At 47.3% G+C, this 15,657-nt stretch carries 16 protein-coding genes and 1 pseudogene; 10 read left to right on the top strand and 7 right to left on the bottom strand.

Annotation, left to right across the window (positions count from 1 at the left end; all coding sequences use genetic code 11):
• Window positions 1-56 precede the first annotated feature (56 nt).
• Window positions 57-1,076, bottom strand: a complete 1,020-nt coding sequence (locus tag VV1_RS19960; protein ID WP_225453762.1) for a tetratricopeptide repeat protein — start codon at window positions 1,074-1,076, stop codon at window positions 57-59.
• A 180-nt stretch (window positions 1,077-1,256) separates the two neighbouring features.
• Between VV1_RS19960 and msrB the strand changes: the two genes are divergently transcribed.
• The 4 genes from msrB to VV1_RS19980 all read left to right on the top strand — a co-directional run bounded on the left by msrB (window position 1,257) and on the right by VV1_RS19980 (window position 3,081).
• Window positions 1,257-1,712, top strand: a complete 456-nt coding sequence (msrB, locus tag VV1_RS19965; protein ID WP_011081941.1) for a peptide-methionine (R)-S-oxide reductase MsrB — start codon at window positions 1,257-1,259, stop codon at window positions 1,710-1,712.
• Window positions 1,709-2,236, top strand: coding sequence for a peptide-methionine (S)-S-oxide reductase MsrA (gene msrA, locus VV1_RS19970; RefSeq protein WP_011081942.1), 528 nt, complete (start codon window positions 1,709-1,711; stop codon window positions 2,234-2,236). The genes msrB and msrA overlap by 4 nt, the downstream gene beginning before the upstream one ends.
• Before the next feature lie 152 nt (window positions 2,237-2,388).
• Window positions 2,389-2,637 (top strand): DUF3297 family protein, encoded by a 249-nt coding sequence (locus tag VV1_RS19975; RefSeq protein ID WP_011081943.1) that lies wholly within the window; start codon window positions 2,389-2,391, stop codon window positions 2,635-2,637.
• A gap of 186 nt (window positions 2,638-2,823) precedes the next feature.
• Window positions 2,824-3,081: a DUF2999 family protein gene (locus VV1_RS19980; protein ID WP_011081944.1), complete on the top strand. Its 258-nt coding sequence runs from the start codon at window positions 2,824-2,826 to the stop codon at window positions 3,079-3,081.
• 136 nt (window positions 3,082-3,217) lie between these two features.
• Here VV1_RS19980 and VV1_RS19985 read toward each other — a convergent pair.
• Window positions 3,218-4,510 (bottom strand): annotated as a pseudogene (locus tag VV1_RS19985) (ABC transporter substrate-binding protein); the annotation flags it as partial.
• Window positions 4,511-4,518: 8 nt separating this feature from the next.
• Window positions 4,519-6,498, bottom strand: a complete 1,980-nt coding sequence (locus tag VV1_RS19990; RefSeq protein ID WP_015728397.1) for a HAMP domain-containing methyl-accepting chemotaxis protein — start codon at window positions 6,496-6,498, stop codon at window positions 4,519-4,521.
• Between the two features lie 523 nt (window positions 6,499-7,021).
• Here VV1_RS19990 and VV1_RS19995 point away from each other — a divergent pair.
• Entirely contained in the window at window positions 7,022-7,750 is a 729-nt protein-coding gene (locus tag VV1_RS19995; protein WP_043921185.1) for a hypothetical protein, read from the top strand.
• A gap of 66 nt (window positions 7,751-7,816) precedes the next feature.
• Here VV1_RS19995 and VV1_RS20000 read toward each other — a convergent pair whose 3' ends face one another.
• Window positions 7,817-8,302, bottom strand: a complete 486-nt coding sequence (locus VV1_RS20000; RefSeq protein ID WP_011081948.1) for a YkgB family protein — start codon at window positions 8,300-8,302, stop codon at window positions 7,817-7,819.
• Window positions 8,303-8,346: 44 nt separating this feature from the next.
• Window positions 8,347-8,616: a glutaredoxin 3 gene (gene grxC, locus VV1_RS20005; RefSeq protein WP_011081949.1), complete on the bottom strand. Its 270-nt coding sequence runs from the start codon at window positions 8,614-8,616 to the stop codon at window positions 8,347-8,349.
• Between the two features lie 114 nt (window positions 8,617-8,730).
• Here grxC and VV1_RS20010 point away from each other — a divergent pair, with 114 nt between their 5' ends.
• From VV1_RS20010 to VV1_RS20020, 3 genes are all read left to right on the top strand, one after another.
• Window positions 8,731-9,579, top strand: coding sequence for an AraC family transcriptional regulator (locus VV1_RS20010; protein WP_011081950.1), 849 nt, complete (start codon window positions 8,731-8,733; stop codon window positions 9,577-9,579).
• Between the two features lie 142 nt (window positions 9,580-9,721).
• Window positions 9,722-11,044, top strand: coding sequence for an IS4-like element ISVvu2 family transposase (locus tag VV1_RS20015; RefSeq protein WP_011079619.1), 1,323 nt, complete (start codon window positions 9,722-9,724; stop codon window positions 11,042-11,044).
• A 161-nt stretch (window positions 11,045-11,205) separates the two neighbouring features.
• On the top strand, window positions 11,206-11,901 hold the full coding sequence (locus VV1_RS20020) for a VC0807 family protein (protein ID WP_011081951.1): 696 nt from the start codon (window positions 11,206-11,208) through the stop codon (window positions 11,899-11,901).
• 99 nt (window positions 11,902-12,000) lie between these two features.
• On the opposite strand, the gene VV1_RS20025 is transcribed toward VV1_RS20020, so the two are convergent.
• Entirely contained in the window at window positions 12,001-12,921 is a 921-nt protein-coding gene (locus tag VV1_RS20025) for a LysR substrate-binding domain-containing protein (protein WP_043921186.1), read from the bottom strand.
• 115 nt (window positions 12,922-13,036) lie between these two features.
• On the opposite strand from VV1_RS20025, the gene VV1_RS20030 reads away from it, so the two are divergent.
• Window positions 13,037-14,350 (top strand): 6-phospho-beta-glucosidase, encoded by a 1,314-nt coding sequence (locus VV1_RS20030; RefSeq protein ID WP_011081953.1) that lies wholly within the window; start codon window positions 13,037-13,039, stop codon window positions 14,348-14,350.
• 83 nt (window positions 14,351-14,433) lie between these two features.
• Here VV1_RS20030 and VV1_RS20035 read toward each other — a convergent pair whose 3' ends face one another.
• Complete coding sequence (locus VV1_RS20035; protein WP_011081954.1) at window positions 14,434-15,033, bottom strand: LysE family translocator; 600 nt, start codon at window positions 15,031-15,033, stop codon at window positions 14,434-14,436.
• A 121-nt stretch (window positions 15,034-15,154) separates the two neighbouring features.
• On the opposite strand from VV1_RS20035, the gene VV1_RS20040 reads away from it, so the two are divergent.
• Window positions 15,155-15,637 carry an Lrp/AsnC family transcriptional regulator gene (locus tag VV1_RS20040; RefSeq protein ID WP_011081955.1) on the top strand — a complete coding sequence of 161 codons (483 nt, stop codon included), beginning with the start codon at window positions 15,155-15,157 and terminating at the stop codon, window positions 15,635-15,637.
• Window positions 15,638-15,657 lie beyond the last annotated feature (20 nt).

Here is a 15,657-nt window from a genome sequence, read left to right on the forward strand (position 1 = left end):
GAGGACTGTGCTCAGTCCTCTCATGCTGCCGATAAGGTCAAAACCAAGCACAACTCTTATAGCGTTTCTTCAATCGCTTCTTGATATTCACCTGCTTTGGCGATCTCTTTCTCGTTCATTTTTCCTTTCACTTCTTTGATCGCCTTTTCAGCTTCATCATAACCATTTTCATAAGCGATGTTGTACCAAGCCAGTGCTTTGACGTAATTACGCTCCACACCACGCCCTTTAAAGTGGAAAGAACCAATCATAAACTGGCTGTACTCCTCACCCCATTCCGCTGCATATTGGAAATACTCCAGCGCTTTTTTGTAGTCTGCCGATTTGATTCCACAAGATCGCATGTATCTAGGCTCGGAGTAGATTTTACCCATGATCTGATAGGCCTTTGATTCGTCATCAAGTTCAATGGCGTGCTCAAACAGAGTAATGGCTTTTTGGCAGTCACGCGCCACGCCTTCACCTTGCAAGTAACTGACACCAAGATTAAAAGTCGCCAATGCATGTCCCTTTTCAGCGGCGCTCGCGAACCAATGGTTCGCCTGCTTAAAATCTTGCTCAATGCCTAAACCGTCATTGTATGAAAAAGCCAGTTGGAACATCGCATCTTCATCGCCTTTCTGCGCGGATGCGAGGTAGTATTCGTTGCCTTTTTTCTGATCCTGTTCAACACCTTCACCATCAAAATACATCACACCCAAGTAGTAAAGCGCAATGGCATCACCTTTCTCGGCCAGTTTTTGATAGAGCGGTAGAGCCTGCTGATATGCTTCCTCATAGTAATAGTGCTCCGCCAAAGTACTCAGTGCTTCTAGGTTATCGAGATCGGCGGACTGCTTGAGATAAAGCAACCCTTGATCAACGTTTTCTTGCATCATCGATTCGTCGATGAGGATCTCTGACGCTTTGAAAAGCAGTTGTGCATCTTTAGACGTTTCGGCTTGCTTTAACACTGCTAACGTTTCTTCGTCAAAATCTTCGTAAGTAAGATCATACGCATGAGAAACACTGGAAAGAAGAAGGGGAAGCGCAGCCAACCACGCGGTACAACGACGTGTCATAGTTAATAAGTCCATTATGATTGTTTTAAGAACTCGCATTGTAGCGGCTTGATGAATACCAAACCGAGCACTTATTCCAATGGTTGCTTAGGACGTGACATTCTGCACATTTTATCGTCACCCTGCGTACAAGAGAGCGTGAAAGAAATCGGGGCGATGTGCGGTCTGATTGAAAGAATAAACAAAGGAGGCGTTATGCTGACATGGCAAGATATCATCACCTTCACCCACCAAGGAAATCCTCAGCCTGATACCGTCGTGAGAAAAAGCGATGCGCAGTGGCGTGAGCAACTTGGCGAAGCGCAGTACTACGTGATGAGGCAACATGGTACTGAGCGTCCTTTTTCTAACCAAATGTGCGAACTGTTTGAACCGGGTTTGTACCGCTGTGCAGGTTGCCAAAACCTGCTGTTTGATTCGGGCAGTAAGTTCGATTCAAGAACCGGTTGGCCATCGTTCGCTCAGCCAATGAAAAGCAATGCGATTTCCTACCATCTGGATGAAACCTTGGCCAGACCAAGAATCGAGGTACGCTGCAACCAATGCGAATCGCACCTTGGGCACGTATTTCCCGATGGGCCGGCACCATCCGGGCTTCGCTATTGTGTGAATGCCGTTTCAATTGAAAAAGTAAACCAGGAGGCATCATGACCACGCAACTTGCTACCTTTGGTGGTGGCTGCTTTTGGTGTACCGAGGCGATGTTTTCTCAGCTCAAAGGCGTACTTGATGTGAAAAGTGGCTACAGTGGTGGCCATGTTAAACACCCTTGCTACCGTGAAGTGTGCAGTGGGAAAACGGGCCACGCCGAAGTCATTCAAGTGAGTTTCGACCCCGACATAATTCGTTATGAAGCGCTGTTGTTGGTTCATCTAACCACACACAACCCCACCACGCTAAATCGCCAAGGGGCGGATCGCGGTACGCAATATCGCAGCATCATTTTGGCGCATGATGAGGAACAAAAACGCATCGCACAACAAGTGATTGCTGAGGTCGCACCCTATTTTGATGAGCCAATCGTGACAGAGGTGGTGGATTTCGAGCAGTTTTACCAAGCAGAAACTCACCATCAAAATTACTACAGCGATAACCCTGAAAAGCAATACTGCGCGGTGGTGATTGAACCTAAGTTACGCCGCTTGAGAGAACGCTATGCCGATCTCCTCGGCTAGTTTTCGTGTTGCAAGCCGCCTTTATGCCTAGCGCAAGGCGGCTTTTTCCTTCGTGCAAACTTGCCCAGCCACGTTCCGCAAGCAGAGAGCTTGAACAGAGCGCTGGCTCTGTCTACAATGGCGCACTTTTTAGCGATTTCAGGTTAAAGAACATGAACGATACAACTGCAAAACCAGCACTTCCAGACCGTCTATCGGGCAACGCACGTAGCCCATTCTTCGTAAAAGAGTGCTTTGATCACCAAATCGGTATCCGTTTTAACGGCAAAGAGCGTAACGACGTTGAAGAATACTGTGTTAGCGAAGGTTGGATCAAAATCGCTTCTCCAAAAGCGAAAGACCGCTACGGCAACCCAATGCTGATTCAACTGAAAGGTACGGTTGAAGCGTACTACGTGTAATTCGCACGTTTCACGCGAACGCCTCAGTTCCAATGCAAAAGCCCAAGTGGAGAGACTTCTCAACTTGGGCTTTTCTATTTGTGGCTCTAAAACAACGTAGGCTGCTGCCAGCGAATCAAGGTTCACGCCAGCCATTGCCAATGTTAGAATTCACGACTATTTCATTTGGTAATAAAAGGAACTGTGATGAACCCGATTCTAGCAATGTTGAAAGAGAACAATATCAGCGACGAGCAAATCAACGAGCTATTTCAAACCCTAACGCAGAACCCACTGGCCGCTATGGCAACCATCATGCAACTTGGTTTACCTCAAGAGCAACTGCAAATGCTGATGGCGCAAGTGATGCAAAATCCTGCGCTGATTAAAGAAGCCGTGGAAGAACTTGGGCTTGATTTCTCTAAAGTGGAAGAAGCGAAAGCAAAACTGCAACAGCCTCAATAAACCACCACTGTTCAGGCTGCTGAGTAATAGAAAGCGGCCTGAAACAGCCGCTTTTTGCCATACCCCAGAGTCGATGTTATTCCGAAAGGCTCTCTTCTCCTTCCACCGAAACGACAGCCGATTCTGCAACATTGACGCTTGAGGTCGCCAATGGCGTCACCGCTGAACATTGGCATTCCTGACCTTTGGCTTTGCTGTTTTTATGGGGTGCATACCAATCTTTCAGTCCATTTTCTAAGCGCGTTGCCGCCGCTTTCGGTGCCATTTTACCAAGCAGCACCGCTTGGCTTACTTCCGCCAGCTCATCCCCTAGCTTAGGCTGACCACGGGAGAGAATTTGCGTGGCCACACGTATGGTGGAATCACATTGGTCGCGCCATTCCATCATTTCACGCGCCGCAGGATTGCTCACCTCAAAGAAGTGGTTTGAAAGCGAGAAAAAGCCCGGCAAAGAGTTGGTATAAAGCTCTGCAAACTGTGGCGTGGTCAGCCATTGCAAAAAGGCCATCGCCGCTTGCGGATTCTTACTGGCCGGATTCATCCCCATGCCGATGTCGGTATGGTCAGTGAAAAAACAGCCATCGCCCTGATTGGCGACCGGTGGCGGCATCACGCCAAAGTCGAGTTTGTCGGTAAAAGGGGCGATCTCCCACGAGCCTGCGACATAAAACGCCGCCTTGCCGGAAGTAAACAGGTCATTGGTGGCCCCATAATCTCGGTTTTCCCCACCCGTTCCTAAGTAGCGACGCCAACGCGCCAGTTCTTCAAACACCTGCACGTATTGTCCATCATCTAAACGCTCTTGACCATTAATCAGCGCTAAGCGGCCATCTTCACCTTTCCAGTAATTCGGCCCAATGTTTTGAAAGCCCAATTCGGACGACACCCAACTCTCGCTGCCGCTCATCGCCAAAGGTACATAACGCCCATCTGCTTTCACTTTGTCGAGGACAGAGAAAAATTGCTCACGCGTTTTTGGCACACTCAAACCAAGCTGATTGAAAATCTGCTTGTTATAAAAGAAACCGTGAATCACCGATGCCATTGGTACACAAAACGTTTGCGCGCCAGAATCGGTTTGCCAAGGTGCTTGTGCAAAGCTCGGGAAATTCTCCATCCCAGCCATTTCGGTAATCTCGGCCAGATGCCCCGCTTTAAAGAGCGCTAAGGAATCATCAAAAGGACGGCAAGTAATTAAATCACCCGCTTTGCCTGCTTTAAGGTTTTCCCACAACGTCGGCATGTAGTTGACGTTTTTCACAGGACGAAAGGTCACTTTGATGCCCGGATGTGAAGCTTCAAACGCTGGAATGATTTTCTGCTCCCACAGCGCCTTGTCATCCGCTCGCCAACTTTCAATCACCAACTCACTTGCTATGACTTGGCTACACACTAGGAGACCCAGCGCTCCAATCCACTTGTTGATCATACGCCCTCCTAAACCTTGAAATGTGCAATCAGTTGTTGCTGTTTGGCCGCTAAATCCGCCAACACTTCGCTGCTGCTGGCCGACTCTCTCGCTTCACGCTCTGTCTCGTGCGCCACTTCTGAAATGCCCGTCACGTGGTGTGCAACGCTCTGGCTCACTAAAATCTGCTCTTGTGCGGCATGCGCCACTTGATCGGCCATCTCTTTGATCGCGCTCATGCGCTCGGCGATCGATTGCAGCGCCGTGTCCATCTCTCGCGTCTGCTCCACACAAGTTCGCGTTTGATCTTGGCTGCGTCCCATCACCTCAACCACTTCCTTACTGGAGTGCTGAAGGTTCTCAATCATTTTCTGGATCTCTTCGGTTGAGGTTTGCGTGCGTGTTGCGAGGGCACGAACTTCATCGGCCACCACCGCAAAACCGCGCCCTGCATCCCCCGCACGCGCCGCTTCGATCGCCGCGTTGAGTGCCAGTAAGTTGGTTTGCTCCGCGATGCCACGAATCACGTCCAAAATGCTGCCAATGTTGTTACTGAACTCACCCAGCTTGTGCGTGATACCCACAGCGGCTTCCATGTCATGAGCCAGCTGCTCGGTGATTTTGCGCGTGTTGGCCACTTTCTGGCGGCCACTTTTCGCTTCGGCATCGGCACGATCCACTTCATCTTTCGCCCCATCGGTGGAGCGAGCCACCTCAGTTGCGCTCACCTCTAGCTCGGTAATTGCCGCAGCCACTTGATCTGTCTGGCTTTTCTGCTCTTGCACCCGCGCCATGGCCCGCTCGCTGATTTCCGCCGAACGGCTCGCTTCATCCACTAAGTGACGAGAACCGGCGGTAATTTGCGACAATAATTCCCCCGTTTTGTCCGCCAACATGTCAATGGAGCGTGAAAGCTCACCAAACTCACAGCCCGTTTGATAATTGATGCGCCGCGTCATATCCCCTTTGGCCATGTAGGCGAGCTCTTTGTTGATCTTCTGTAGTGGGTTTTTGATGCTCATTGCGGTGGTATAACCGATGATCAAAGCCACGGCGGCAGAAATCGCCGAGACCGCCATGATCCAGAAGTTGGCACTGCTCACCGCTTCATCCGCCAACGTTCGGCTTCTCTCTGCAATGGTGCCCGCCGCTCTGGCCATGTCATCCAATTTTGCCAAGCTGTTGGAAAGGCTGGTATCCACCTGCTGGTTTTGAATCACAAGATCGTTTTCCAGTTGCTGAGCTCGGCGCATGGTTTCAAGTAAGCCTTGCTTACCCAGCGCCAGCTCTTGCAAGCGATTGAGGTTCGCCACATAGCGTGCTTTGACATCTTCTGGCACTAATACGCGCTCAAGGCGTTTACGCGCCATCTCAATATCTTTACTCAGTACCTTCTCGAGTGCATTGAGATCGGTTTTAGCGTCGGCACGGCGAATATTTTTCAGATCTCGCGCAATCCCAGAGGTGATCAATTCCGCTTTATTGCGCATGGAGCGTTGGCTAGAGCTCTGTTGCAAAAGCAAATCCGCTGCCCATTGGTAAGTATCTTCAAGACGAATAAACGCAATTTCGAGCTCACGACGTTTGACTAAGGCATCCACCCACTCGCCATGTTTCGCCAGCACCTTATCCGAATCGGCGTAAAACTGATTGGTTGCCTGCAACACTTGCTGGAACTGCGCTTGGCTTTCTTCTGCCGAGGTAAACTGGTTCATCTCTTGGCTTAACTCACGAAAACGTGCCTGCTGAGATTTAAATCGACTCGAGAGTTGTGGCAACTCTGCCGCCTCCTCGCTGGCTCGATACTCCAAAACCCAGCGGTTACTCTCTTGCAGTGCTTCCTTCAGCCCAGCGACCGCCACCACCAAGGGTGTCGCGCGATCAGAAACTTCAGACAAACCGTCATTAATCCCTTGAATTTTAAGGGTACTGATGACCCCCAACAGGATGAGCAAAAGGAGCATTAACACGAATCCAGCGGAGATCCGCTGCACGATAGATAAGCTCATGAACATATCCTCACTGATGCATGAAAAGATAAATTAAACATAGTTGTGATTTGCCAAACTGGTGGGAAGAAGATCAAGATTTGTGATGTTTGAGAGTGTTGGTAAGAGAAGGGTTATTACAACGAAAGCTTACACGGTAAGAGAAGGACGTCGACTAGCTCTTCTAATGATTTGTTTATTTTATACTGCCAATTATCAACACGCTTTATGATCAGATGATAGCCATCATTGCTCAACAATAAAGCAAGTTATGCAATTTTACGCTGACGAAAAATCCACCTCTTCAAAAAAAATCATTCATAGACAATAAAAAACAAGCGAAGCGAATTTCCTCTCGAATTTTAGTTATTAGATCTACGTTCATAACATCATTCAACGTTAGCTTTTTCTAATTTTCAAACCTGAGAAAAATACAGATATATATGCCCGTTCAATCATATTTATCTTGCTGATGATAACCATTCGCATAATAATCATAAGGTCATGTTTTAATGGCATTTTTTAAGAGAGATTAATAAAGAAAATGAAAAAATATTTAAGCTTGTTAATGACAATAACATTGTCAATCGCATTATCGGGCTGTAATGGTTCTTCTGATTCTTCATCAGAGTTAGCAGAAAGTTACGATGGTGTTTATAAAGATAAAAACGGGGAGTCGCTTTTTTATAGCTCGAATGAAGATGCGATCTATTTATATAGACCACCACAACAATACAAGGATGGTTATATTAGCAGCTCAAATCGTAGCATTGTGGTCGACAACAATTTAATTGGTCCTTATATAGATACGAACCATTTCGTGAAATCGGAACTTGGCGACTACTATCATTACCAAAACTCCACCGTTCAGTTTCATTTTTCAAAGGGTAATGTGTCCGCACTAGTCAAAGATGAGGGTGACAGAACACTTGTTGACACCACGTACACCAAACTGCCAACACTCGCTGATTTTGATCTGATGTATCAAAGCTATGCGGATTGGGAGCGTATGACACTCATCTTCTCTAATGATGATCGTATGTTTGCTCAATTGGACTTTATGCTGACGTGCCAATTAAATGCTGATGTAAAGAGGATGTCGAACTTCTATCGTGTCTCTAATGGTGCAATAACCTGCAATGATCCAAACGATCCACGTATCGACTCAAATATGCACGGCGTTATCTATAAGGTGGCGGAAGACAGCCGAGCTATCGTCATTGTGCAAGGAAAACGTTGGACATATCGTACGACTTTCCAAACCGTTTATTAATCGAAAAGGGGCATCAGCCCCTTTTCATATTCTTATCTTTACTCTGTCTTTCACACCAAGCTCAGATTACTCATCACGCAGCAAAGCTTTTGCGAGTAAAGAAAGCGCTGCCGAAAGTAACACAATGTCTTTAAGCAAGAATTGTCCCGGCACAACCGAAATGGCAGGGAATCCGCCTAGGCTCGCTTCAGCAATAGGAGCAGTAAACAAGAAGCTGGTTGTTACAGCAAAAGTCAATGTTGCGCTGGCGGCTCCAAGTATCGCAAAGCCACGATGAACTGGGGCTAACAGTAGCGCAACCGCCGTCGCCACTTCCACAAAACCAATGAGGTTTGATGCGCCTTGCAAGCTAAACACGCTATACAACCAGCTAGTCAGAGGGCTTGAAGCCACTAAACCTTCAATAGCACCCGCTTCGTAGCTGGTAAACTTCATCGCCCCTATCCATGCAAGTACGATGACGATGGAAAAACGCACCGCTTGATCTGCAAACTGGTTGAGTGAATGGGCAAATTCGCTGCGATTTTGATGAGTATTGATGAGCGTTGACATAGTGTTCTCCTTTCAATTCTGATTTTTATTCAATAGGTAATGATTTAGTGACGGATTGCTTGGCTACGTAGAATCTTCTCAAATCGGCCTTTTCGGATTGCTGTGATAAGGTCTTGATTCCCGCCAACATGCACATCGCCGACAAAAATTTGCGGCACCGTTCTGCGTTGGCTGCGATTTAGCATCTCGTTAAACAGTGCTTGGTCATCGCTGACTTCGATTTCTCGATAAACCAACCCCATGCTCGCCAAGGTCTGTTTGGCTGCTTTACAGTGTGGGCAGTAGCTTTTGGTGTAGATTTCAATCTTTGGCATGGTCTTGCTCCCGTGTGTTTCGCTATGGGTTTAATTTAGCGCTTGCCACTCGTACTATCTATGCACAATAATCTTGAATTAATACATCGATCGTATATTCATAGGAGGCAATACATGGAAGTGATGAGCGATATTCTTCGAGCAATACGCGTTGTCGGCAGTGTGTATTTTTGCAGTCAGGTCGAAGCACCGTGGACCAAAACCTTCAACGATTTGGATCACGCCAGCTTTCACATGATCCGCCGTGGTGCCTGTTGGGCCAATGTGGATGGGCGTATCGAACAGCTGAACGCGGGCGATCTTATCTTTCTCGGCCCCGGGCAAAATCACCTTCTCTCCAGTCAATCACCTGAAAAAGGGAAATCCGATTTAACCGAATCGACACTGCTTTTATGTGGTTCCTTTAGCTTTACACGCACAGCGACCACACCGCTGCTGGATGTATTTCCGCGCGTCACCATCGTTCGTGATCAAGATTTGGCGAAATACCCTTGGCTACGCAGCACCTTTGACCAATTAAGTTCAGAGTATCTTTCACAAGGGCCTGGTTCAGAGCTTATCGTCAATAAGCTCACCGAAATCATTTTGGTCGAGCTGATTCGGATTAATTTTGGACGTGAGCAAACCAGTCCCTTTTTGGAAGCACTCAACGACAAACGCATCTCTCGAGCACTGCAGCTTCTCCATGACCATCCGGAAACTGGCTGGACATTGGAAACCGTCGCCAATCAAATTGGTATGTCACGCGCGGCATTTGCCAATCGCTTTTCAAGCTTGGTTGGTAAACCGATGTTTGAGTATTTAACCAATCTGCGAATGCAAAAAGCACAAGAATTACTACTCGAATCCTTGCTGCCGATTGACGAGATTGCCGAACAAGTAGGGTACGAATCTGAGCGAGCATTCACACTGACGTTTAAAAAACACACCGGCACCACACCGAAGCGTTTTCGGGCTCAGTAGAGAGCAAATGAATTGTCAAAGCGATAGGATAATGAGAGGCATTGAGGTTAATGCCGATCAGTTAAGAGATAAATGATCGGTTGAACGATCCTGCAGATGGCTTATAAAGGCTCTAAGTTTCTAAAACTTTGAGCCTTTTATTTTGCAATTAACTACAGCCCTAACACTCGCCAATCGTTATGCCCCCAATACTGAACAACTTGGAAAACTCAGTGACATTCTTTGCCCTGATTTCATCAACCAATGCTTAGAAGCTTCTGGTGTGGCCACTATTCGTAAACGTCGTATCCCTCTCGACATGGCCGTTTGGGCGGTCGTTGCTATGTCGCTTTACCGACAAGAGCCTTTGTGGTCAATTGTCTCCAAAGCGCAATTAATGTTGCCCGGGAAGCGAAGTCTGGTTGCCCCTAGTGCTATCGTTCAAGCGAGACAACGGCTCGGGGCTGATGCAATGAAAGAAGTATTTCATCAAAGCCAGAGCTTATGGAATGAAACAGCTGACCATCCGACTTGGTGTGGATTAAAACTCCTCGCTGTCGATGGCGTGGTATGGCGAACGCCAGACACTAAGGAAAACCGTGATGCGTTTCAATCTGCGTCAAATCAGAATGGTGAAGGTAGCTTTCCTCAGGTGCGTATGGTTTGCCAGATGGAGTTGACCAGTCACATGCTGGTCGCCAGTGCTTTCGCGAGTTACAAAACCAATGAGATGATATTGGCGGAACAGTTGATTGAAACAACACCAGACTACAGCCTCACAATGTTCGACAGAGGTTTTTACTCTCTTAGCCTTCTTCATCGTTGGGCAAATACAGGTAATGAAAGGCATTGGCTAATGCCAATGCGCAAGAATACCCAATTTACTGAAGTTAGAAAGCTGGGTCGCAATGATCGGATTGTCGAACTCAAGACAACGCCTCAAGCGAGAAAGAAGTCCCTGTCACTACCTGAAACCATCGAAGTTCGCCTGATAAAGAAAACTATCAAAGGGAAAGAAGTGAGTATCTTGACCTCGATGACTGATCATCGTCGTTATCCGCCAGCGGAAATAGCAGAGCTTTACAGTCATAGATGGGAAATCGAAGTGGGATATCGTGAAATGAAGTCTTCACTTCTGAACAACGAGTTCACACTGAGAAGCAAGAAGCCAGAGATGGTAAAACAAGAACTATGGGGCTTATTACTTAGCTATAACATTATTAGATATCAGATGGTTAACATGGCTAAAGCTGTGCCAGGCATCTACCCCAACCAACTGAGCTTCACAACGTGTGCTCACTCTATCATTCACGTAATTTTGGGGTTCTGGTTGGAGTCAGCGGGAACAATCCCTAAGCGCATTACTCACTTGCAAGAGGAGGCGATACACCATGTCTTGTCCATTAAACGAGAAGAGCGGATATATCCGAGAGCAATAAAACCAAAGGCAAAGAAATACCCCAATAAAAAAAGCCAGTCAGCTTAACTGACTGGCATTAGGCATTGAGGTCATTTAATTGTTTCTCTGCTCACCTATTTCATAAGTCGTTACATAACTTGGCACATTAACGCTTTACATCTGGAGTTGGGGAAGGAACACTGCCCCTCAACGTAAAATCGCAGCCGATAACATAGAGTCAGAAAAATATGAGTAACACGACGGCGAAAAAATCGAATCCCCTTGTCGAGATCCTTTTTAACGTATTTGTCCCTTCATTCATCTTGATGAAATTCAGCGGAGAAGAACACCTAGGAACAGCACTTGCCCTTGTGGTCGCCTTGTTGTTTCCCATTGTTTATGGTGGCATGGACCTGATCCGCAACAAAAAATTCAACTTCATCTCCGCCCTTGGCTTTGTCAGTGTATTGCTGACTGGCGGCATCGGTTTGCTGGAACTGGATACAAAATGGCTCGCCCTAAAAGAAGCGTTGATCCCAGGTTTGATCGGCTTCGCGGTATTTGGCTCGACCTTTACACGCTACCCGTTAATGCAGAAGATGGTGCTCAACGACACCGTATTGAACCTTGATTTGATCACCCAGCGTCTCAAAGAAAGAGGCAAAACAGACGCCTTCGAGCGCTGTTTAATGTCGTCCAACTACCTGTTCGCCAGTACCTTTGCTTTTTCTTCTGTGATGAACTATTTCCTTGCCACTTGGATTGTCACCAGCCCGGCAGGCACCGTGGAATTCAATGAAGAGCTCGGTAAGCTGACCTTATACAGCTACCCCGTGATTGCCATTCCGAGCATGTTGATGATGTTTGGTATTTTTTATTACGTTTGGCGCCAGATTCGCTCGATGACATCACTGGAAACCGAGCAGATTTTTCATACGAAATGATCTGTAAGTGGGATTGTTTACTGAGCCTAACGGGATGGCGGCAGCCAAAGCCTCATCCACGGGCTAAACGCGGTAAATAATCCCCAATTTTCACCCAACTCAGCACGCCAACTGCCCATTTAGCCATTCAATAAACGCCGCGTTTTTTGGCCTGTGTTGTTGGCCGTTTAAACAAATCAAATCGTACCCTCTCCCTGCGTGGACGCGTTCAAAAGGCGCGACGAGCTCTCCCTTTTCCAAACTGGCTTGCACCAAAGATGCCCGTGCCATTGCGATGCCCATGCTGTTTTTGGCGGCAATCATCGCCATATCGGCATGGTTAAAAAGGTAGGTTTTCTCCATCACATTAAGCGATTTCAACTCAGGGTTGCTTTGGCTTGCTAACCAGCTCTGCCATTCATGATTTGGCTCATTTGCTTCTAGTGATTCGGTGCAATGGATAAAAGTCACGGCTTCAAATTGGCTGACACTACTCATGCCATCGGAGAAATGTATTTGGCTGTATTCAGGGCTACAAACTGGCATCAACTCTTCATTAAATAACCTTTGATGACGGAAACCCGGATGCTCGCTGTCACTGTAGTAAATCGCAATATCAACGGGCTCATGTAAGAAATCTAATCGGCTTGCCTTTACTCGAAGCTTGATATTGAGAGAAGGATACAAACGCTGAAATTCCACCATACGCGGCAGTAACCAACTCTGTGCAAACGTGGGGGCCACGCCAATGTAAAGCTCGCCACGAAGCTCGTTGAATTTGATGTCTTCAAGCTCAGAGAAAATCACCTCAAACGATTGGTTAAGCGCGTGCAGCAATCGCTCTCCTTCTTTGGTCAGCTCTAATCGCCGCGTCATGCGCACAAACAAGCTGAACCCCAATTGTTCTTCCAGTGACTTAATGCGCTGGCTCACTGCCCCTTGGGTAATAAACAACTCTTCAGCGGCTTTGGTAAAACTGAGACACTTACCAGCAACGGCGAAAGTGTACATATTGGAGAGCATCTGCTGTTTTCTGTCCATCTTGGCACTCAACATAAATTAGAAAGGCTAATGCATAGCAAGTTTAAATTGGTTTGTATAGCGAATCACGATGCTTTTAAATCAAACTGTCTTATCCATAACGAGAAACAGCACGATGAAAAAGAATCTAAAAATTACCATTATTGGCGCAGGATCCAGTTACACGCCAGAGCTTATCGAAGGTCTTATCAAGCGCAATCATGAACTGCCTATCGGCGAGTTGTGGTTGGTCGATATTGAAGATGGCAAAGAGAAAGTCAGCATCATTGGCGATTTAACGCGCCGAATGTTGGCGAAAAACAACCTGTCTCATATTGATGTTCACGTCACGCTGGAGCGCAAACCCGCATTAAAAGACGCCGATTTTGTCTGTTCTCAATTTCGCGCGGGTTGTTTGGAAGGTCGTATCCGCGATGAACGCATCTCGCTTAAATACGGCATGATCGGTCAGGAAACCAACGGGTTAGGCGGTTTTGCTAATGCCTGTCGCACCATTCCTATCGCGCTAGAAATCTGTAAAGAGATGGAAGAATTGTGTCCTGACGCTTGGCTGTTGAACTTCACTAACCCATCGGGCATGGTGACCGAAGCGATTCTCAAACACACCAAAGTAAAAGCGGTCGGTTTATGCAACGTGCCAGTGATCATGCAAAAAGGCATCGCGCAAATGCTGGGGGCTGACGAGAAAGACTTTGTATTGCAAGTCGCGGGTTTGAACCACTTTATCTGGGCGCGTCAGATCCTGCATGAAGGTCGCGATAAGCTGCAAGAGGTAGTCGAAGAGATCTTATCGGGCAACGATCCTCTCGTTCCGCAAAACATTCCTCCATTCGAATGGCCGCAAGAGCTGCTGCGCAATATGGGGATGATCCCGTGTGCTTACCTTCGCTATTACTACACTAGCGAAGACATCATGAAGCAGGAAATTGAAGAAGCGAACGGCGAAGGCACACGCGGCGAAGTGGTCAAAGCGATGGAGAAACGTCTGTTCGATATCTACCGCAACCCAGAGCTTAACGAGAAACCAAAAGAGCTCGAAAAGCGCGGTGGCCAATATTACTCAGAAGCGGCGTGTGAGCTGATGAGCTCTATCTACAATGACAAACGCACCATCATGCACGTGAACACTCGCAACAACGGCGCGATTGCGGGCTTGCCGGACGACTGCACTGTGGAAGTCAGCTGTATGATCACCAAATCAGGGCCCGTTGCTTTGAATGTTGCGCCGTTCCCAACAGATACACTGCGCCTGATTCAATTGATGAAGGATTTTGAATCGCTCACTGTAGAAGCCGCGGTCACTGGCAACCGCAATGCGGCTCACCGAGCGTTGATTCTCAACCCATTGGTCACAACGGGAACGATTCTAGAGCAGGCATTGGAAGAGACCATTCAAGCGAACCTCGATTACATGCCGCAGTTTCGTTAATCCTTAAAAGTGATTCCTTAAAATAAAGGGGGATGGTTAGCGCCATCCCCCTTAAAAAATCTGACTGCAACAAGCCACTAAGCCTAAACCGGCTGACTCAGCATAAACACCACCACTAACGCGAGGCTGCTGCCCATGCATCGGTTTACCCACACCACCTTTTGTGGTGACTGGATAAAGCGGTTCAATACGGTGCCAAAATAGGCCCACACAAACATCCCTAACACACCGGTTCCTACCATCACGCTGATAATGATCACCACCTGAGTCAGGTAATCATTGTTTGGCGAGATAAATTGAGAGAACACCGTCAGCGATGCGACCCAACTTTTCGGATTCAAAATTTGCACCCACACTCCAGACAAAAAACCAGACTTTTTCGCATTCGAATCATTATCGATCTCCATATTGGCAATCGACCATGCCAGATACAGCAAATACGCCGCACCAACCCACTTTAGTGCCGTGTACAAATCTGGGTAAAGGGTAAACAAACTGACGAGCCCCACACTGGCACCAACCAACATGATGATCACCCCGACAGCATTGCCCAGCACAAACGGCACGGTCGCAGAAAATCCGTATCGGCTTGAAATGCCTAACAGCGCCACATTGCCCGCTCCCGGCGTCAATGAAATAGAAACGGCAAACAACAAAAACGCCGCCAACAACTGAGCACTCATGCACTCTCTCCCCAAAAAGTCGTGATTTAATATGAAAACAGTCTAACGATTTGGCTAGAAATAAAATTGCTATCTGCGCTACGATAAACGCCAATTTGAGCAGACTATTTCCAAAAGTATTATGAAAAAGAAAGAATCCACCAACTTCGAATTGGACAATACCGATTTCGCCATTCTTGATCATATTCAGAAAGATGGACGCATAAGCAATTCCAAACTCGCCGAAACCCTCAACTTGAGCGAGACACCCTGTTGGCGACGTTGGAAAAAAATGGAAGAGGAAGGCTACATTGAGGGCTACGCCGCGAAACTCAATCGCAAGAAACTCGGCTTTCAAGTTTCGGGGTTTACGCTGGTCACTCTAGGCAGCCATGAAGTGGAAAACACCACACCTTTTGAAGACTTCGTCGCGGAAACCGACTGGATCTTAATGTGTCACTGCATTGCAGGCAGCGCAGATTACATGGTGCAAGTGGTAGCAAGAGACTTAGACGAATACTTTGACCGCATCAGTGCCATTCGCCGTGTAAAAGGCATCAGCGCCATTCAATCCAACGTCTCCGTTAAGGAAATCAAGAGCACCTTCCAGTTGCCATTGGAGTGAGACGACGAAGGAGACTGCGC

Origin of the sequence: Vibrio vulnificus CMCP6 (genome assembly GCF_000039765.1) — a bacterium.
Classification (GTDB): domain Bacteria; phylum Pseudomonadota; class Gammaproteobacteria; order Enterobacterales; family Vibrionaceae; genus Vibrio; species Vibrio vulnificus_B.

Excerpts from the sequence above, each read along its gene's own strand:
- VV1_RS20010 (WP_011081950.1), top strand. The coding sequence starts at position 8,731 with ATGGAAGTGATGAGCGATATTCTTCGAGCAATACGCGTTGTCGGCAGT.
- VV1_RS20040 (WP_011081955.1), top strand. The coding sequence starts at position 15,155 with ATGAAAAAGAAAGAATCCACCAACTTCGAATTGGACAATACCGATTTC.
- VV1_RS19990 (WP_015728397.1), bottom strand. The coding sequence starts at position 6,498 with ATGAGCTTATCTATCGTGCAGCGGATCTCCGCTGGATTCGTGTTAATG.
- VV1_RS20030 (WP_011081953.1), top strand. The coding sequence starts at position 13,037 with ATGAAAAAGAATCTAAAAATTACCATTATTGGCGCAGGATCCAGTTAC.
- VV1_RS20035 (WP_011081954.1), bottom strand. The coding sequence starts at position 15,033 with ATGAGTGCTCAGTTGTTGGCGGCGTTTTTGTTGTTTGCCGTTTCTATT.
- VV1_RS20000 (WP_011081948.1), bottom strand. The coding sequence starts at position 8,302 with ATGTCAACGCTCATCAATACTCATCAAAATCGCAGCGAATTTGCCCAT.
- VV1_RS19980 (WP_011081944.1), top strand. The coding sequence starts at position 2,824 with ATGAACCCGATTCTAGCAATGTTGAAAGAGAACAATATCAGCGACGAG.
- VV1_RS20025 (WP_043921186.1), bottom strand. The coding sequence starts at position 12,921 with ATGGACAGAAAACAGCAGATGCTCTCCAATATGTACACTTTCGCCGTT.
- VV1_RS19975 (WP_011081943.1), top strand. The coding sequence starts at position 2,389 with ATGAACGATACAACTGCAAAACCAGCACTTCCAGACCGTCTATCGGGC.
- VV1_RS19995 (WP_043921185.1), top strand. The coding sequence starts at position 7,022 with ATGAAAAAATATTTAAGCTTGTTAATGACAATAACATTGTCAATCGCA.
- VV1_RS20020 (WP_011081951.1), top strand. The coding sequence starts at position 11,206 with ATGAGTAACACGACGGCGAAAAAATCGAATCCCCTTGTCGAGATCCTT.
- grxC (WP_011081949.1), bottom strand. The coding sequence starts at position 8,616 with ATGCCAAAGATTGAAATCTACACCAAAAGCTACTGCCCACACTGTAAA.
- msrB (WP_011081941.1), top strand. The coding sequence starts at position 1,257 with ATGCTGACATGGCAAGATATCATCACCTTCACCCACCAAGGAAATCCT.
- VV1_RS19960 (WP_225453762.1), bottom strand. The coding sequence starts at position 1,076 with ATGGACTTATTAACTATGACACGTCGTTGTACCGCGTGGTTGGCTGCG.
- msrA (WP_011081942.1), top strand. The coding sequence starts at position 1,709 with ATGACCACGCAACTTGCTACCTTTGGTGGTGGCTGCTTTTGGTGTACC.